Raw genomic sequence first — 15,633 nt, forward strand, 5'->3', positions numbered from 1 at the left:
GGTCTTGTTATTGAGCTGGCGTATCCCAGTATTCGCTGCCGAGCACAGGACTCAGAAGTTCGACATGGATATCTGCAAAAAGGTAATTGTATTTTTTCCCAGCATCAGAATAGATAAGTCCGCCGTTATCAGTAACCACCAAGCTGGCCGTGAGATTGGGTCCGGTATGGCGAAGAAGGACGATCTTGGATGGAGAAACCAGGGATAACGTGGACTTATCTTGTAAATTCCGGTTCATGCAATAACTCAGAGAGGTCTGGGTATCGGTCCGCTTGGGAATGCTGTTTGGGCAATTCCACACCGGGCTGGCTATGATCCCCGTGGAACCCGGCTGAAGATAACCGTCTACGCTTCGTGCGAAGCTCTTTGCTGGATCTATCATGAAATTACTCACCGTGCCTGCCTGTGCGGGAAACTTGCCGTTGTTATCTGCGGCATAAAGGATAAAACCAGTCCCAATCTGGCGCAGATTAGCGGCGCATTTGGTCGTATTAGCCTTGACCCGCATCTTACTCATGACAGGGAGAAGGATGGCTGCGAGCACACCTATGATGACGATCACAACCATGAGTTCGATAAGGGTGAAAGCCGTTTGACGCTGGCGGCGGAGGGGGTGGGGGGTATTCATAATTTTTCAAATTCGATAATTCGGAGTTCGGCTGGGTGAATCGAAAGGGGGACTCCCTTGGCAAGAACTTGAGAAGAAAACGTCCCGATAGTCTGGTTGTCGGCAAGGTCCTTTGCTTTCCAAGTGGTTCCATCGGGAAAAGCGGTTGAGGAAAGTTGAATGGTGACTGGCTTTCCCGGAACATCATCGAGACGTGGATTGCCCCCGGCCCATGTTTGATTGAGTAGAATTCCCCAGTACTTGCGTCCGTCTAAAGAACGGCGCAAAGCCACCCGTACTTGAGCAATATCACTTTTAAGGGGCCGTTGAAAGCCAATCCACGAGCCGAAATCGCTACAGGCATCCTGACTTGCACTCCAAGAAATGGGACTTGGCAGCCATTGGACAAGACCTTTGCCGAGGGTGTGGATTTTTCCGTCGGCAGCAATGCCAAGGAGAGTTCTCAAAGTCCACGTCTCCCTCCCTTCCTGATTGTAGCGCCCGGTCTCGCCCATGAGCATCAGTTTTCCTCCGTTTCTAACATATTCGAAGAAACGGTTCGCCCCCGCGTCGTCCAAGAGAGGGGCTTCGAGAAGCACGATGGCCGGCCAGCGCACCAGTTCCTCCGCCGGAGTTTTATCCGTGACGTAGCCCACTTGAGCGGAGTTCCGAACGGTTTGGCTGATCATCTCCGAAAATCCAAATGATTGCCGTGCCGTTGCCATCCAATCCGGCCACATAAAGGAGCGGGTCCGGTTGATGATGGATTGCACTCCCGTGGAAATGGCAACGGGTGCGTGGACCGGCTCGCTATCTACTAGATGACCCAGGGTGGTGGCAATTTGGGAGGTGTTTTTGGCCGCAGCTATGAAGTCGGCTCCGTCAGGACGGAACATTCTCCCCCACATCGAGTTGTAGCCTCCCTGGAGCGAGCCGTGAGAGAGCTTGTTAAACAAACACATCCGAATCATCGGCTCGTAGGGAGGTACCGCGCTGGCTTCGGCTTCCAAGGCTACTTTGCCCTGGCGGCAGATCGATTCAAAAAATGGACTAATCATGCCTTCACTTCCGCCAAAGCAGAGTGCTGCCTGGTGTCTTTTGAAGGTATCCAGTTGATACGTGGTGTCTCCCACACCCATCGTGCCGTACTGGTAAATCGGTCTAATAGGGTCTTCCTTTCGAATCACAGAAAGCATCTCGTCGAAGAACCTGGACGGATACGTTTGTTTAAATTCCTGCCAGGCCAGCCAAATCCGGCGAAGATCCAGGCTGTCGTTGAAAATGGGCTGCGGAGGCACCACGTCACTCCAGGCAGCAAGGGGTTTGCCAAGGGCTTTCGCGGTCTCCTCCAAGCTCCAGCCTTTCTTTTGTAGAAACTCACCGAAAGCAGCTCCGGTGGTGGGGCTGTAGTCCACGACAAAGCCATTCCGGGCGGCGTCGCTCCAGAAACTTTCCACGCCTTGGGAGAAGTTCCATCCCTCCACCACGCTGGCATCCTTGTATCTGTCGATGACGGCCCTGATGGTCTCGTAAAGAGCGGCCTTGATGCGGGCATCGGTTGGAGACCACTTTCGCAAGTAGCTGGCGACATGCTGGCGACTCTGGCCGTTTTGATCGCTCATCACATTGTACCACAACCAGCGAGGCAGACGATCCTGATCCTTCAGAAGCGTTAGGACTACGGGCGTCTTTGATTCAGCAGCTTGCTTCAGCCGTTCATCCAAGAAGCGAAACTGACGGAATCCTTCGCGAGGCTCCAGATCATCCCAGAAAAAGCAGAGAAAAGGAAGACTCCCAATCGCTGCGTTCATTTTCAGAAATTCACCACCCAGGGACACTTGATCCGGCAACACATTCCTGACGTCAGTCTGATAAAACTTGAACTGCCCGTGTAGTTTCGGTACTTGTGCAAAAACGGCCCGCTGGTCGGAACCCGGGTAGAAATAGGCAACACGGGCATCGATGACAGAGCCACTGCGGATTAATTCAAGGTCCAGTTCGATTCGCTGGCCGACAGATACATCTGTTGGCGCAGACGGGATGGAGATAGAGTCTGAGTTTTCGACTTTAGCCCGCCCTTGTTGGAGGGAGTTTGAAGCTCCGTCACGCCAATTCCAGGAAACCACGTCACCCGGCAAAGCACCCTTCAATGGGACGCCAAGAGATTCCGACGGAGGCTTTCCCTCCAAAGCCACCACTGACTTGTCTGGCCAGAAAATATCAAAAGCCTTTTGGACAGGCGCTTCCGGCAAGTTGGTCGTTTTACTCTGCCGCACCAAGTAGCTTGCTTCGTAATGGGAGGCTAATGTTCCTGCCGTATCGAAGAGTTTATAACGCACCCAGTAAGCCCCTTCCGGGAGAGCTGGTAAAATTTGGGCAACGCCTTCCGACTGTTCGCCTTCAGCAAGGATGAGATCATCTTTACCGCGGATTTGCCATGTGATCTTCGATGCGTTCCTCGCCGGTGCCTTAAGCAGGTTGAAATCCACCGATGCCGGAAGCGTCTCACCGCTGGCTTGTATCCTGAATCCAGCGTAGCTCAACTGCTTCGAAAGACTTTCGTCCAGATCTCTTAACGACCAAATATACGTTTCTTCTATCTGGTTGCTGACGCGGGTTAGTTTAACATCGCTAATCAGGACATTTCCACTCACATAAGGTGGGTACCTAAATATCAATCCGCGATAGCGCCAGCCCCCGCTCGCTTTCACCGATGGAAGCTGCCTGAGGGGCGCTCCGCGAGAATCCATGCGTAGCCGATAGGGAGTCCATGGACTGTCTCCGATGGTGGCTGTGCGATACGCCTGAAGATCACCTTGGGGAGATTCCAAAACAACTTGTGTTTGATGAGCCATCAACCCCCGGCTATACGCCCGCCATTCGATGTTTTGGATGTCTGGCGGCAGGGGGATGCTTTCCTTGAACCACACCTCCAGCCCGGAAGCCTTGGTTTTTAATGCTATATTGCTGACGTCATCCCCCTCTGGTCCTTGGTGCCCGGCGGTTTGGCAGGTGACATCCCCCCCGCCACTCAAAATCTGGATCTTTCCATCCATTACTGGATCGGAGTTACGTTCTGCCTCCGCATGGCAGCTAGGCTGGCTCAGAAGAACTAAGACAGCATTGAGCATGAGGGAAATACCCTGACGGACTATCTGCGTTGAAAAACCCAAGGTGGCGAAATTAGATGGCGGCTAGTGCGGCAGATGGCTGGGGGTACGTTTTCATACAACGGTTTTAATCCCCGAAGTTGGTCTCGCATAGGCAGGAGTTGAAATCGCCGCGGTTGAGTTCACCTAATGGAACGCGCATCGAATCGGCTTTGCGTGGGAAGCTGTTTTGCTTGATGGTGAAGGTGTGGTGAGCCTCCCTCCTGTGGAAAAAAATTCGGATTCCTTGACGCGCGGGCTTGAAATCCTGCAGAACCTTGCCGTTTGCGGATCTTCGCTCGGTCTCACCCAGCTGGCGAAGAACATGGAATTGCCGAAATCCACCACACACCGGCTACTGAATATCCTCCGGGATCTGGGACTCATAGAGCAACACTCAAGGACTCTGCGATACTCCGCCAGTGCGCGGTTGTTTGCCTTGATGTATGGATGGACCCATCATTTCGGGCCGAATGCACTTCTCCATCAAGTGGTGCGTGACTCTGCGGCCGTTTATTCGGCAACGGTATATCTCTGCATGCTCGCGGATCGATCGACCCACGTAATTTCTGCGGCTGGGTTTCTGGGCGACACGGCGGCGCTCGGTTCGACCACACCGGTGTATGCGTCTTCGGCGGGGAAGATTCTAGTGGCTAATCGTCCGGAACCCGAGTGGGAAAATTATGCGCCTGCCAATACGGATCTTCGGCTGACCGAGAAAACCAATCTCGATCCGCAATGTTTCTATCGTGAGTTGCGGATCGCTAGAAAAGAAGGCGTCGCGTGGAATCTCGCCGAGTCTGCAGATGCGATTGTCTCTGCGGCTGCACCTGTCCAGGAGCTTCTTTATGAACCGAGATTGGCGGTAGCTTTGGTAATTTCGGAACTCGATTTTACCGTGCAGACGCGAGTTAAAATGGCGCGGGATGTAAAAGCCATTGCAATGAAAATTTCGCGTATCCTCCGCAGGCAGGATGACGTCGCTTAGGGCGCAATCTTCAGAAAGGGGGCGGAATTAGGGTCGGATTGATCTGCAGAGTGAAAAACGAAGGCGTTTTGCAGCTCATCTTCGTTAGGAAGAGCATCGCCATCTTTTCGAGCCACCAGCTTCAATGCGACAAACGAGCTTTTCTTTGCCTGAGATTTCACAAAGGCAGTCACATCGATCTCCTGATAGGCGGCCGGTGAACGCCCGGTCAGACATCCCTTTTCCAAGAGTTCGCCGCTAGAATAATCCTCTTGTCCTGCGCCAATCGCATCGTGACCTGGCAGGCCATATAGATCGAGTTCCCAGTCTTTTACGTTGCTTTTCGAAAGGAGGCTTACATTCAAGGTAATCTGTTTTGCATCGACGATGGCTTTGCGATTTTCATCCGTGAGGAGGAATGGCAAAAATACTTGCGAGGAGTTCTTGTCTGGCGCTGTTTCGCCAGCTACGAGAATCGCCGCCTCTACACCGCCAAATTTGGCTTCCCCTAGAAGGTTTACGTCTCGAGCAATCCCGTTGAAATCGCGATCTATAAAGACGGTGGTTTCGGCAGTAGCGTGAACCAAAGCCAGAGAAGAATAGGACAAAAAACAGCAGATGAGAAATGAGAGTCTCATCAAGAGAGATTGTGGGGTTTCCATATATTCCCAACCATTGTGGGCAGTAGAAATGATTTCATAGGACGGTCATACCACGCGAAGATGGTCTCTCAAGGCGGCGGAATGAGATCGCAGCGATTGAGTTCACCTAATGGAACTCAATCGAGTGGGGCTTAGTTATGGGGTTGACCAAAAATAGCGCAGGCGGGAACGTGCCGACTCAAGACGGTCCTACCACTTTTATCTATTTTCGTGACGACTCCACCGCGGCTCATTTTTCACCTCCTCCCCAATGCCCACCTTGATCCAGTCTGGCTGTGGGATTGGCGCGAGGGACTGAATGAAGGGCTAACGACGGTGACCACAATCCTGGATTTGATGGATGAAGCCCCCGAGCTGACGTTCATCCGCGGCGAATCGTCGATTTATCAGCATATCCAAACGACTGCGCCGAAGGTGTTTGCGCGGATCCTGGCGATGATTGAAGCCGGACGCTGGGATGTGGTTGGCGGCACGTATGTGCAGCCGGATTCAAATTTGAGCTCGACGGAGACACTCTGCCGTCAGTTTGAGAAAGGTCTGGCTTATTTCGACAAGGAATTGGGCGTTCGTCCGCGAATTAGTTGGCAGGCAGATAGTTTCGGGCACGCACCCGGCTGGCCAAATGTTTTACGCAGTTTCGGGATGGAGGGTTTCACTTTTACCCGTCCGCAACAGGCCCAGTTTGCCCTGCCATCCCCGGCATTTTGGTGGGAATGCGACCATGACGACCGGCTGCTTTGTTACCGGCAGCATTACAAATGGTATTGCTCCGAACGCGACAACATGCACGAGGTGCTGGATAAAACGCTCGCCGGAGCGGCATCCCAGCCCGATCGCAATGTGGGCGTCCTCATGGGTCTGGGAAATCATGGCGGCGGCCCGTCGCGGCGGAATCTCGCGGATGTGGTTTCGTGGGGAAAACTGCATCCCGAAGTGGAACTACGCTACTCGACGCTGCATCGTTTTTTCGCCGCCTTGCGGGCGGAAATCGAGGAGACGCAGAGGCCGGTGCCGTCGGTCTCTGGCGATCTCGGTTACTGCCTGCGGGGCTGCTATTCTTCGGTGCAGAAGTTCAAAAGCTTGTATCGCCACGCCGAAACCAGCCTGATGTCGGCGGAAATCTCGCAGTCGATGATTGGCCATCAGTTGCCAGTCACGCCGCGGCAATCGCTCGACGAGGCGTGGGACGCGGTGCTTTTCAACAGCTTCCACGACATTTTGCCCGGCTCGAGCATCGAGCGCGCCATGGAAGACCAGATGGCCTGGACCGGGCTGGCGATTCATCACGCGCAGAAGGCGCAATTTGCCGCGCTGAATGCCCTGGCGGAGCGCGTGGACACTCAGGTTCCGCCGCCCGAAGGTGCGGATCAGCCGGCGGACGTTCCACTTTTGCTCTGGAACCCTTCCTCAGAACCTTTTTGCGGGCAGGTCGAACTGGAGGCTTCGCTCGATTACCGCCCGATCTGGGAATGGCAGCATCGCCGGCTCGAAATGCCCTTTCACGTCCTGGATGAAAACGGCGAACCGCTGCCGTTGCAGGAAATCGAGACGGAACACAATTCGATGGCCGATGTGCCGTGGCGGAAACGCGCAGTCGTCGCGTTGGAGGTGCCGGCTTTCGGCTGGCGCGTAGTCCGAATGGGCCTCGCCAAAGAAAAAAATCCTCGCGCAGATTCCCCGATCAATTGCCGCGCCGAAAGCGGGGATGAACCGTCGATCACGAATGGCGAATGGAGCGTGGCCGTGACTGATGAAAGCCTCGCGATCCGGCGCCATGGCGGCAATTTTTTCCTCGGCGCGCAGCATTTCCGCATGGCCGTGATGGAAGATCCGTGGGGTTCCTGGGGTGGCATGAAGGAAGAGCCGGATTCCTATCAACTGGATCAGGTCCGCGAGGAATGGAAAATCACCGCCAGCGAGATCGTCGAAAGCGGACCCGAAAGAGCGAGTCTCTGGACGCGCTGGGAGGGCGCGCATTCGTGGGCGGAACTGACCTTTTTCGTCGCGCGCGACACTCCCGGCGTGAAGGTCCACGGACGTTTGCTTTGGAACGAACGCAGCGCCCGTCTGCAACTCATTCTGCCTTCGACCGGCCCGGCAAAATGTGACGTGCCAGGCAGCGTGGCCGTTCGCCAGCAACGTGGGCAGGTGCCGGTGGGACGCTGGTTTCAGCGGCAAAACAGCGACGGAGGTGTCGTCGGAATCGCCAGCGACGTATTGAGCGACGCGGATTTTTTAGAAAATGAAACGCGCCTGACGCTGGCCCGCGCCTCGCGTTACGCGGACGATCAAAAAACCGGACCGACCGAACGCCGGACCGCACCGGCGGTTGATTGCGGCGAACTGAAATTTCGCCTCAACCTATATGCGGATGGAGTCACCGGGGACCAGGCCGCGCATCAGCTGTTGAATCCGCTAGCGGTGCTCGCCGTCACTCCCGGACCGGGCGATCTGCCGAGGCAGGGTTCTTTCGGTTCATTGCAGCCCGCTGGCGTGCGACTGCTCTCCGTCCAGAAGGTGGACGGTCACTTGCACATCCGGGTGCAAAATCGCAACGCCAGATCGGCTGAAACGACTTTCCAACTCGGCGGCGTGACCCATTCGCTCGGGCTACTCGGACCGCAACAGATCGTCACTCGATCCATCTAAAACCCTTCCCTCCCGAACATGCATCTCGTTGACTGGCTCCTCGTCGCGCTGCCGCTTGTATTCGTGATGGGCATCGCCATTTATACCCAGCGACAAATGAAAAGCGTCGCGGATTTCATGTCTGGCGGACGCATGGCCGGTCCTTATCTACTCGCGGTGGCCTCGGGTGAATTGCAGGCCGGAGCGGTAGTCTTCGTGGCCGGGTTTGAACAAATTGCCCAGGCGGGATTTACCACTTTGTGGTGGAGTTGGATGAGTATCCCGGCTGGATTGATTACCACGATTTTCGGTTTTGTTTATTACCGGTTTCGCGAAACGCGGGCGATGACGCTCTCCCAATTTTTTGAACTGCGTTACAGTAAATCGTTTCGCATTTTCACCGGCTGCCTCGGGTTTTTTGCCGGCATCGTGAACTTTGGCATCATCCCCGCCGTGGGTGCCCGTTGCATGATCTATTTTTTCGGCCTGCCGGCCAAACTGACAGTCCTTTCCTTCACGTTTCCGACTTACATCCTTCTCATGGCGGTGCTGCTCTCGATCGCGCTCTTTATGGCGCTGGCGGGCGGCTTGCTCACCGTCATGATCACCGATTGTGTGGAGGGAATGGTCTCCCAAATCTTCTATTTGATCATCATCGTCGCGTTGCTGACCATGTTTAGCTGGAACCAGATCAGCGAAGTCCTGCTGGATCGTTTGCCGACGCAATCGATGGTCAATCCCTTCGATTCGAAGGGGAACAAGGATTTCAACGGCTGGATAATTCTCATCGGCATGCTGGTGAACATTTACAGCACCGGCGCCTGGCAGAATTCGAGCGGGTACAGATCGGCGGCGATCACCCCGCACGCCGCAGTGATGGGCGGCATCCTCGGCCGCTGGCGGGAAAGCGGAAAATGGGCGGTCATGATCCTCCTTGCCGTCTGTGCGATTACTTTTCTGAAACACCCGGATTTCGCCGCCCAAGCCGCGGCAGTACATGCCGAAGTTTCGCAAATCGACAGCCCTCAGATCCAAAAGCAGATGGAGGTTCCGGTCTCTCTCTCTCATCTGCTGCCCATCGGGATCAAGGGAATCCTTTGCGCCGTTTTGCTGATGGGTATTTTTGGCGGCGACGCCACGCATTTACATTCTTGGGGCGGCATTTTTGTGCAGGACGTGTTAGTGCCCTTGCGGAAAAAACCCTTCGGCCCGGAGCAACATATTCGAGTTCTGCGCTGGTCCATCGTTGGCGTGGCGGTGTTTGCTTTTCTCTTCGGGGCGCTCTTTCAGCAGACGGAATACATTTCCATGTGGTGGTCGGTCACCATGGCCATCTACGTCGGAGGCGCCGGAGCGGCGATCATCGGCGGACTTTATTGGAAAAAAGGGACCACCACCGGCGCGTGGACGGCCCTGATCGCCGGTTCGTCGCTGTCGGTCACCGGCATCCTCCTGCGGCAGATTTACGGCAACGCTTTTCCGCTCAACGGCGTTGAGATTTCCTTCTACGTCACCCTGCTGGCCATCGCGCTCTACGTCGGAATCTCCCTCCTGACGAACCGCGAGGATTACAACATGGACCGGATGCTGCATCGCGGTAAATACGCCGCCGTGATCGAAAAGGTCGGTGACGAAATGGAGGCCATCGTTCCAGCGGAAAAAAAGTTCACATGGGGACGGATCATTGGCTTCGACGAGAATTTTTCGCGCAGCGACAAATGGATCACCGGCAGCGTCTTTGCCTGGGGCATGGTCTGGTTTTCCCTGTCAATCATCGGCACCATTTGGAACCTGATCGCTCCGTGGCCGGTCTCGTTCTGGACGCAATTCTGGAGGGTGTCCGGTATCGGCATTCCCATCGTGATCTCCGTCGTCACGGGCATTTGGTTTACCTGGGGCGGTGTGCGCGACATCAAAAGCCTCTTCCAACGGCTGAAAGCCCAGCGCATCAATCACCTCGACGACGGCACCGTGGTCAACAACATGAATCTCGATGAGACCACCGCGATTCGCGAAATTCCGCAGTCGAAGAAGTGAGTTCCATTTCCACGCTGCCAACCTGACGCGGCAATAAATCTCCCGCGACTTTACCACAGTGTTTGGCGCGAAACTAAACGAGCGAAAGTCGACCACATTCATTCGCCGTCTGGACGGATTACTTCCGTGGCTGCCCCTCTTAGTCGTGTTTAGATCGCGAGGATCATTGTACGGGAACTGGGATCACGCGTACACCGTCGGCGACGACATATCCGTTGGTTCCATTGGTGCGAAACTTCACTTCGGCGTTGGCGGGAGCGAGGGTGTAGGTGCCGAGAAGGTTCCAGCTGTTGCTATTAGTCTGCTGATTGACGGTCACTGTGGACACTGAGCCATTCGAGGTAACGATATCGACCGGCACGTTAGTCGCGCGATTGATTTCGGCCGGCCAACGGGCGTAAACCAGATAGCTGTCAGTCGCGGGCAGGGCAGGCTTGAAGGAGAAGCTCTTGGTGCCTTTGCCGGTGTTGCCGTCGTGAACGTAGTTGGTGCCCAGATAGCCTGGAGTACCGGTGGAGGGCGACCAGGTGCCGACGATGGTCACGGCGGCATCGGTGTTGTCCACGGTGGTCCCGACGGCTGGTAGCAGGCTCACAGCATCGGCAATCACATAGCCATTGGTGCCGGTGGTGCGAATTGTAATTTCGGCAGTGGCGGCGGAAAAGTTATAGTAGCCGAGGAGATTCCAAGTAGAGCCGTTGAGTTGCTGATTAACGGTGACAGTCGAGGTGCCGGAGGTGGTGACGATGTCGATGGGAACATTGGTCGCGCGATTGGGAGTGGCCACCCAGCGGGCGAAGACGAGGCAATCGCCGTCCGCCGGTAGCGTCGGCAGGAAGGCGAAGGACTTGGTGCCTTTATCGATGTTATTATCGTGGTGATAATTCGTGCCGTAGTAACCAGGCGAGGCGGTGGAGGCGAACCAACTACCAGTGAGGAAGACATCGGCGGTTTGGGCGTTGTCCACCGTTATCGCTTCGGGATCGAGTACGGACTTGATGGCGTTAAAATATACCGTGGCGAGATGTTCTTCACCGACAAGATTGGGATGAATGCCGTCGTAGCGGGCGTTGGCCGGCAGGTTGGAGTTAATATCTGCCAGCACGACCCGCGAGGCGGGCGTGTTTTTCGAAGTGACTACGCCGGAGATCGCGGTGTTGAAGCTGGCGCAGGCCGTCTCGTGATTGATGAATACCATGATGTTGGACAGGATGATTGTGATGTTAGCATTCGATGCCCGGAGCTTGTCGATGACGCTATTTAGCTGCGAGGTATAAGTGGCAGTGGAGATATTGTTCGCGTCGTTTGTGCCGATATTCAGGACAACTAGATCCGGTTTGTCGGTGGCGGACAAGCCGGCCAGCCAGGTATTAATGTTCTGGTCTAAATAGAGAGTGGTCTTTCCCCAGTGACCTTCGTGATCGCGATCAAAAGTCGTCGAGTAGTTCGGATAATTCGCCGCGCTTGGCGTTGGGGTAGTCGGGCTGGTGACGTTGAGGGAACCGACCATGTTCACCGCGTAGCCAGCATTCTTAAGTTTGAAATAAAGGGCGTAGCGGTAGGACGCATAATAAGTGCTGCCGATACTGCTTTTCCCACCTTGCGTGATGGAGTCGCCCAGCGGCATGATATTGATAGCCGCCTGCGCGGGGTCGGCGCAAAGAATGGCGAAGATGAAGCCGAATAAAGCCACGATCGATCGGATAAATGCAGGTTGAAACGCGGTGAGACGTGGCAATGATTGTTGATCTAGGTTCATAGTCTTGGGGGGTAGGTTCATGGTTTTTGGGGGCTTTGGAGTTAGGTTTGTATGATTGTTGATTGAGTCGTTGCCTGTTCATCGGCTTATTTTCAGGCGTAGAAACCGTCGCGTTGCTTGGGTGGGGGGTAATGAATCACGCACTTCCACGTTTTTGAGAGTGCCTGCGCCCGGCGTTTCGCTTGTGAGCGTGTCGGTCACCAGCGGCGTAAGCGCTGCGCCATTCGTGCCGGAAGCGATGTCGATCCAAGAATTGGGCATGTCCAGCGTGCTTGTTGCCTGCACCGTATAGATCAGATCGTAGAGGTTCGTGTCGCGTTGAAAGCTCAAAGTCAGCCGCCCCGCATTTGTGCTGACGCGTGGCAATACCGAGGCATCGGGATTGAGTGGGTCACCGCCAAGGCCATATTCGAAAATATTCATCACACCGTCGCCATCTGGATCAGTGAGGTCACTGCTGATCGAGGGATCGTTCATTTCCGTTAGGCTGAAGAATTGTGCTCGCCACGACCCAAAGGGGCTGGAATACATCACAGCGGGAATCGGGATCACGCGCACACCGTCTGCGATGACGTAACCGTTGGTGCCCGCGGTGCGGAACTTCACTTCGGCGTTGGCGGGGGCAAGCGTGTAGGTGCCGAGGAGATTCCAAGTATTACTGTTTGTCTGCTGATTGACGGTCACCGTCTTTACCGCCCCGCTGGAAGTGACGATATCCACCGGCACGTTGGTCGCGCGATTGATTTCAGCAGGCCAGCGGGCGTAAACCCGATAGTTGCCGATCGCGGACAAGACGGGCTTGAAGGAGAAGCTCTTGGTGCCTTTGCCAGTGTTGCCGTCGTGAACGTAGTTGCTGCCAAGATAGCCGGGAGTTCCGGTGGAAGACGACCATGTGCCGACGATTGTCACGGGCGCATCGGTGTTGTCCACGGCAAAGCCGGAAACATGGACGAGGCTGACCGCGTCAGCGACCACATAGCCATTGGTGCCGGTAGTGCGAATCGTAACGGAAGCGGTGGAGGCGGAAAACGTATAGCAGCCGAGAAGATTCCAAGCAGAGCCGTTGAGTTGCTGGTTGACCGTGACGGTAGAGGTCCCGGAGGCGGTAACGATGTCGATCGGCACGTTAGTTGCGCGATTAGGCGCAGCTACCCAGTGTGCATAGACGTAGTAATCACCATCCGACGGAAGTGTCGGAGTGAATGTGGCACCCTTTGTCCCCTTGCCGGTATTATTGTCGTGGATATAGCTGTTTAGGTAGGCGTCAGGGTTGGTGCTCGAGTTCCAAGCTCCCGTGAATGTGACGCCGCTCGCGTCTGCGTTGTCCTTGATCAGCGTCAGGTCGGAAGCGGTTACCAGCTCCGTGGAATTCCACGAGGAGCCGGTGTCGTTCTTAGCCGTAATGAGATAATAATAAATCGTGCCAGCGACGACGGTCGAGTCGGTGTAGCTGCATGTCACCGGGCTGGCCAAGGTCGTGTAAGGGCCGCCGCTTCGGGTGGCGCGTTTTACCTCAAACCGGGTCGTGCCCACGGGGAAGTTCCAGGTCAGTGAGACCAGCCCGGGAGTGGGCGTGGCACTCAGGGCGAAATTAACAGGGCCCAAGACCGGCGGCTCCATTCGGAAGGGCAGGACGGGCAGCGGTTGGCTCTCGGCATTAAAGAGATTGCCGGTGAATAGATTGCTCATTGCATAGCGCACATAGAGCGGGGCAGGCACCGATGTGCTGGCCACTCGGATCGAGGACGACGACTCCAGCACCGTTGTAGTGGCTGGGTAATACACTCCATCGCTACCGGCGACTTCGAGCCCGGTGGGAGCGGCGTTGCCGGTGGTAGTCAGGGCGGCGGAGCCCTTCATATCGAAGGAGACGCGAAGCACTCCGGGCGAAGCCAACTCGACGCCGAGCGGCGCGGGGCCTTCGGAGACCAGACCTGTTGCGCCGTCGAACTTCGCCCGGACAAGCGTGGCAAGACGCCGACCCAGCTCGACCTTCGTGCGCGGGTGCAATTCCCGATCGGCGTCGCCGAGATCCGTCAGACTGGAACCCAAGTCGATGGAGCCGAGGACGGCGGTGGAGGGCTCTTGCAGAGTAGTAGTCTGGGCATCGCGCAGCCACGGCCAGTAGATCGGTTCGCCAGTATGAGCGAAGCCGGGCAATTGCACAGTAACCCACGGGCGGGCGGTACCACCCCAGAGTGTGCGCCAGCTCTGGATAAGGAGTCGCTGGGTGATCGGATAAGTGAGCACACCGGCCGCGTTGGCGTTGCTCTCGCCTTGATACCAAAGGAAGCCGCGGAGAGCGAAACGACGCAGCGGATAGATCATGCCGTTGTAGCAGACAGCGGGCTGACGCTGGCGTGTGCCCTGCACGTCGGGAGCGTTGGCGGGATCAGCCGCGATGACGGCAGCGCGCGCGGCGAGGTCGGGGCGCGAGGCCTGCGTTTCGGCGCTTAACCACGATTCGATCAGAGTCGAGCCCCAGGCGGCCTTGATGATGCCGATCGGCACGCCCGGGTTGGCGGCGCGATAGCTTCGCGCGAAGAAAAACCCAGATGCTGTGAATCCATCTACGGCGGGGACGGCGGTGCTTTGCCACTGGTTGCCCGTTTCGTCTGCGCGGTCGCCGAGCGTCTCCTGTGGCGCGGCGTTGTAGAGATGCTCGACGGAAAAATGCCGGATGAGGTCGTCGGTGGCGGGGTTAAGAGCAGTGAAGGCCGTGTTCGCGTTATTTTCCTTCACTGTCAGATCCATGTTGGACTGGCCACTGCACAGCCAGACATCGCCTACGAGCACGTTGTCATGGGTAATCGTTTGCGTGCCGCTCGCGATGGAGAGCACAAAGGGACCTCCAAAGGTGTTGACCGCCGGCAAGGTGACGATCCATTGGCCGGTGCCGTTGACTTGCCCGGTGCCGGAGGTGAGCGTGGTCGCTCCATTGCGGAGAGCCACTGTCACGGTCGCTCCCGGGGCACCGGTGCCCCAGACATTAATCGGCTGCGAGCGCTGCAAAACCATGTTTGGGCCGAAAATTTTGTCGACCGTAAACGAAAACGCCGGACCGAGCAGGGACTGGATGGCGGCGAAATATACGGTCGCGAGATGCTCCTCGCCCACCAGATTAGGATGGATGCCGTCGTAGCGCGCGTTGGTCGGCAGGTTGGTGTTGATGTCCGCCAACACGATGGGCGATGCGGCTGTGCTGAGTGAAGGTGCGAGTTGCGCGAGCGCCGCGTTGAAATCGATGCACGCTGTCTCGTGGTTGAGGAACACCATGATGTTCGAAAGGACGATTTTCACGGACGGGTTGGCGGCCCGTAGTTTGGCGATGACGCTGGTCAGCTGCGAGATAAAGGTGGAAGTAGGGATGTTGTTGGCGTCGTTGGTGCCGATGTTCAGAACGACTAAATCCGGTTTGTCGGCGGCGGGCAGGCCAGCCAGCCAGGTGGTGATGTTTGAATTCGGGTTCGAATTCAAATAGGCGGTGGTTTTGCCGAAATGTCCCTCGTGGTCGCGGTCGAAACTGGTGGCGTAGAGCGGATAATTCGTCGCGCTTGGCGTCGGGGTGGTCGGGCTGGTGACGTTGAGGGAACCGACCATGTTCACGGCGTAGCCGGCGCTCTGGAGTTTGAAATAAAGCGCGTAGCGGTAGGACGCGTAATAGACACTGCCGATGCCGCTTTTTCCACCTTGGGTAATTGAGTCGCCCAACGGCATAATATTGATAGCTGCCTGCGCTGGCGCTGGGACGAGAACGGCTAAAAGGAGGCCAAACAGAGCCGCTAGAGATCGAATGAACGCGGGCGTCAGGGGGCGCAACATAA

8 protein-coding genes are annotated in these 15,633 nt (G+C 56.2%); 3 read left to right on the forward strand and 5 right to left on the reverse strand.

All coding sequences use genetic code 11. The annotated features are described in order from the left end of the window. Nucleotides 1-7: 7 nt before the first annotated feature. Nucleotides 8-628 carry a type II secretion system protein gene (locus ABIT76_05000; GenBank protein ID MEO7932499.1) on the reverse strand — a complete coding sequence of 207 codons (621 nt, stop codon included), beginning with the start codon at nt 626-628 and terminating at the stop codon, nt 8-10. Further along, a complete protein-coding gene (locus ABIT76_05005; protein ID MEO7932500.1) occupies nt 625-3,780 on the reverse strand; it encodes a beta-galactosidase in 3,156 nt (1,051 codons plus the stop codon). The genes ABIT76_05000 and ABIT76_05005 overlap by 4 nt, the downstream gene beginning before the upstream one ends. A 223-nt stretch (nt 3,781-4,003) precedes the next feature. Between ABIT76_05005 and ABIT76_05010 the strand changes: the two genes are divergently transcribed. Next, nucleotides 4,004-4,744 carry an IclR family transcriptional regulator C-terminal domain-containing protein gene (locus tag ABIT76_05010; GenBank protein ID MEO7932501.1) on the forward strand — a complete coding sequence of 247 codons (741 nt, stop codon included), beginning with the start codon at nt 4,004-4,006 and terminating at the stop codon, nt 4,742-4,744. Here ABIT76_05010 and ABIT76_05015 read toward each other — a convergent pair. Then, a complete protein-coding gene (locus ABIT76_05015; protein MEO7932502.1) occupies nt 4,741-5,385 on the reverse strand; it encodes a hypothetical protein in 645 nt (214 codons plus the stop codon). The genes ABIT76_05010 and ABIT76_05015 overlap by 4 nt on opposite strands. Before the next feature lie 210 nt (nt 5,386-5,595). On the opposite strand from ABIT76_05015, the gene ABIT76_05020 reads away from it, so the two are divergent. Further along, nucleotides 5,596-8,034: a hypothetical protein gene (locus ABIT76_05020; protein ID MEO7932503.1), complete on the forward strand. Its 2,439-nt coding sequence runs from the start codon at nt 5,596-5,598 to the stop codon at nt 8,032-8,034. Between the two features lie 18 nt (nt 8,035-8,052). Beyond that, nucleotides 8,053-10,050 (forward strand): sodium:proline symporter, encoded by a 1,998-nt coding sequence (locus ABIT76_05025; GenBank protein MEO7932504.1) that lies wholly within the window; start codon nt 8,053-8,055, stop codon nt 10,048-10,050. A 163-nt stretch (nt 10,051-10,213) separates the two neighbouring features. On the opposite strand, the gene ABIT76_05030 is transcribed toward ABIT76_05025, so the two are convergent. Together ABIT76_05030 and ABIT76_05035 are read right to left on the reverse strand one after the other, a co-directional pair. Then, entirely contained in the window at nt 10,214-11,809 is a 1,596-nt protein-coding gene (locus ABIT76_05030) for an SGNH/GDSL hydrolase family protein (protein ID MEO7932505.1), read from the reverse strand. Between the two features lie 78 nt (nt 11,810-11,887). Next, nucleotides 11,888-15,631, reverse strand: coding sequence for a sialate O-acetylesterase (locus ABIT76_05035; protein MEO7932506.1), 3,744 nt, complete (start codon nt 15,629-15,631; stop codon nt 11,888-11,890). Between the last annotated feature and the right edge of the window lie 2 nt (nt 15,632-15,633).

The organism is Chthoniobacterales bacterium (genome assembly GCA_039930045.1).
Lineage (GTDB): Bacteria > Verrucomicrobiota > Verrucomicrobiia > Chthoniobacterales > DASVRZ01 > DASVRZ01.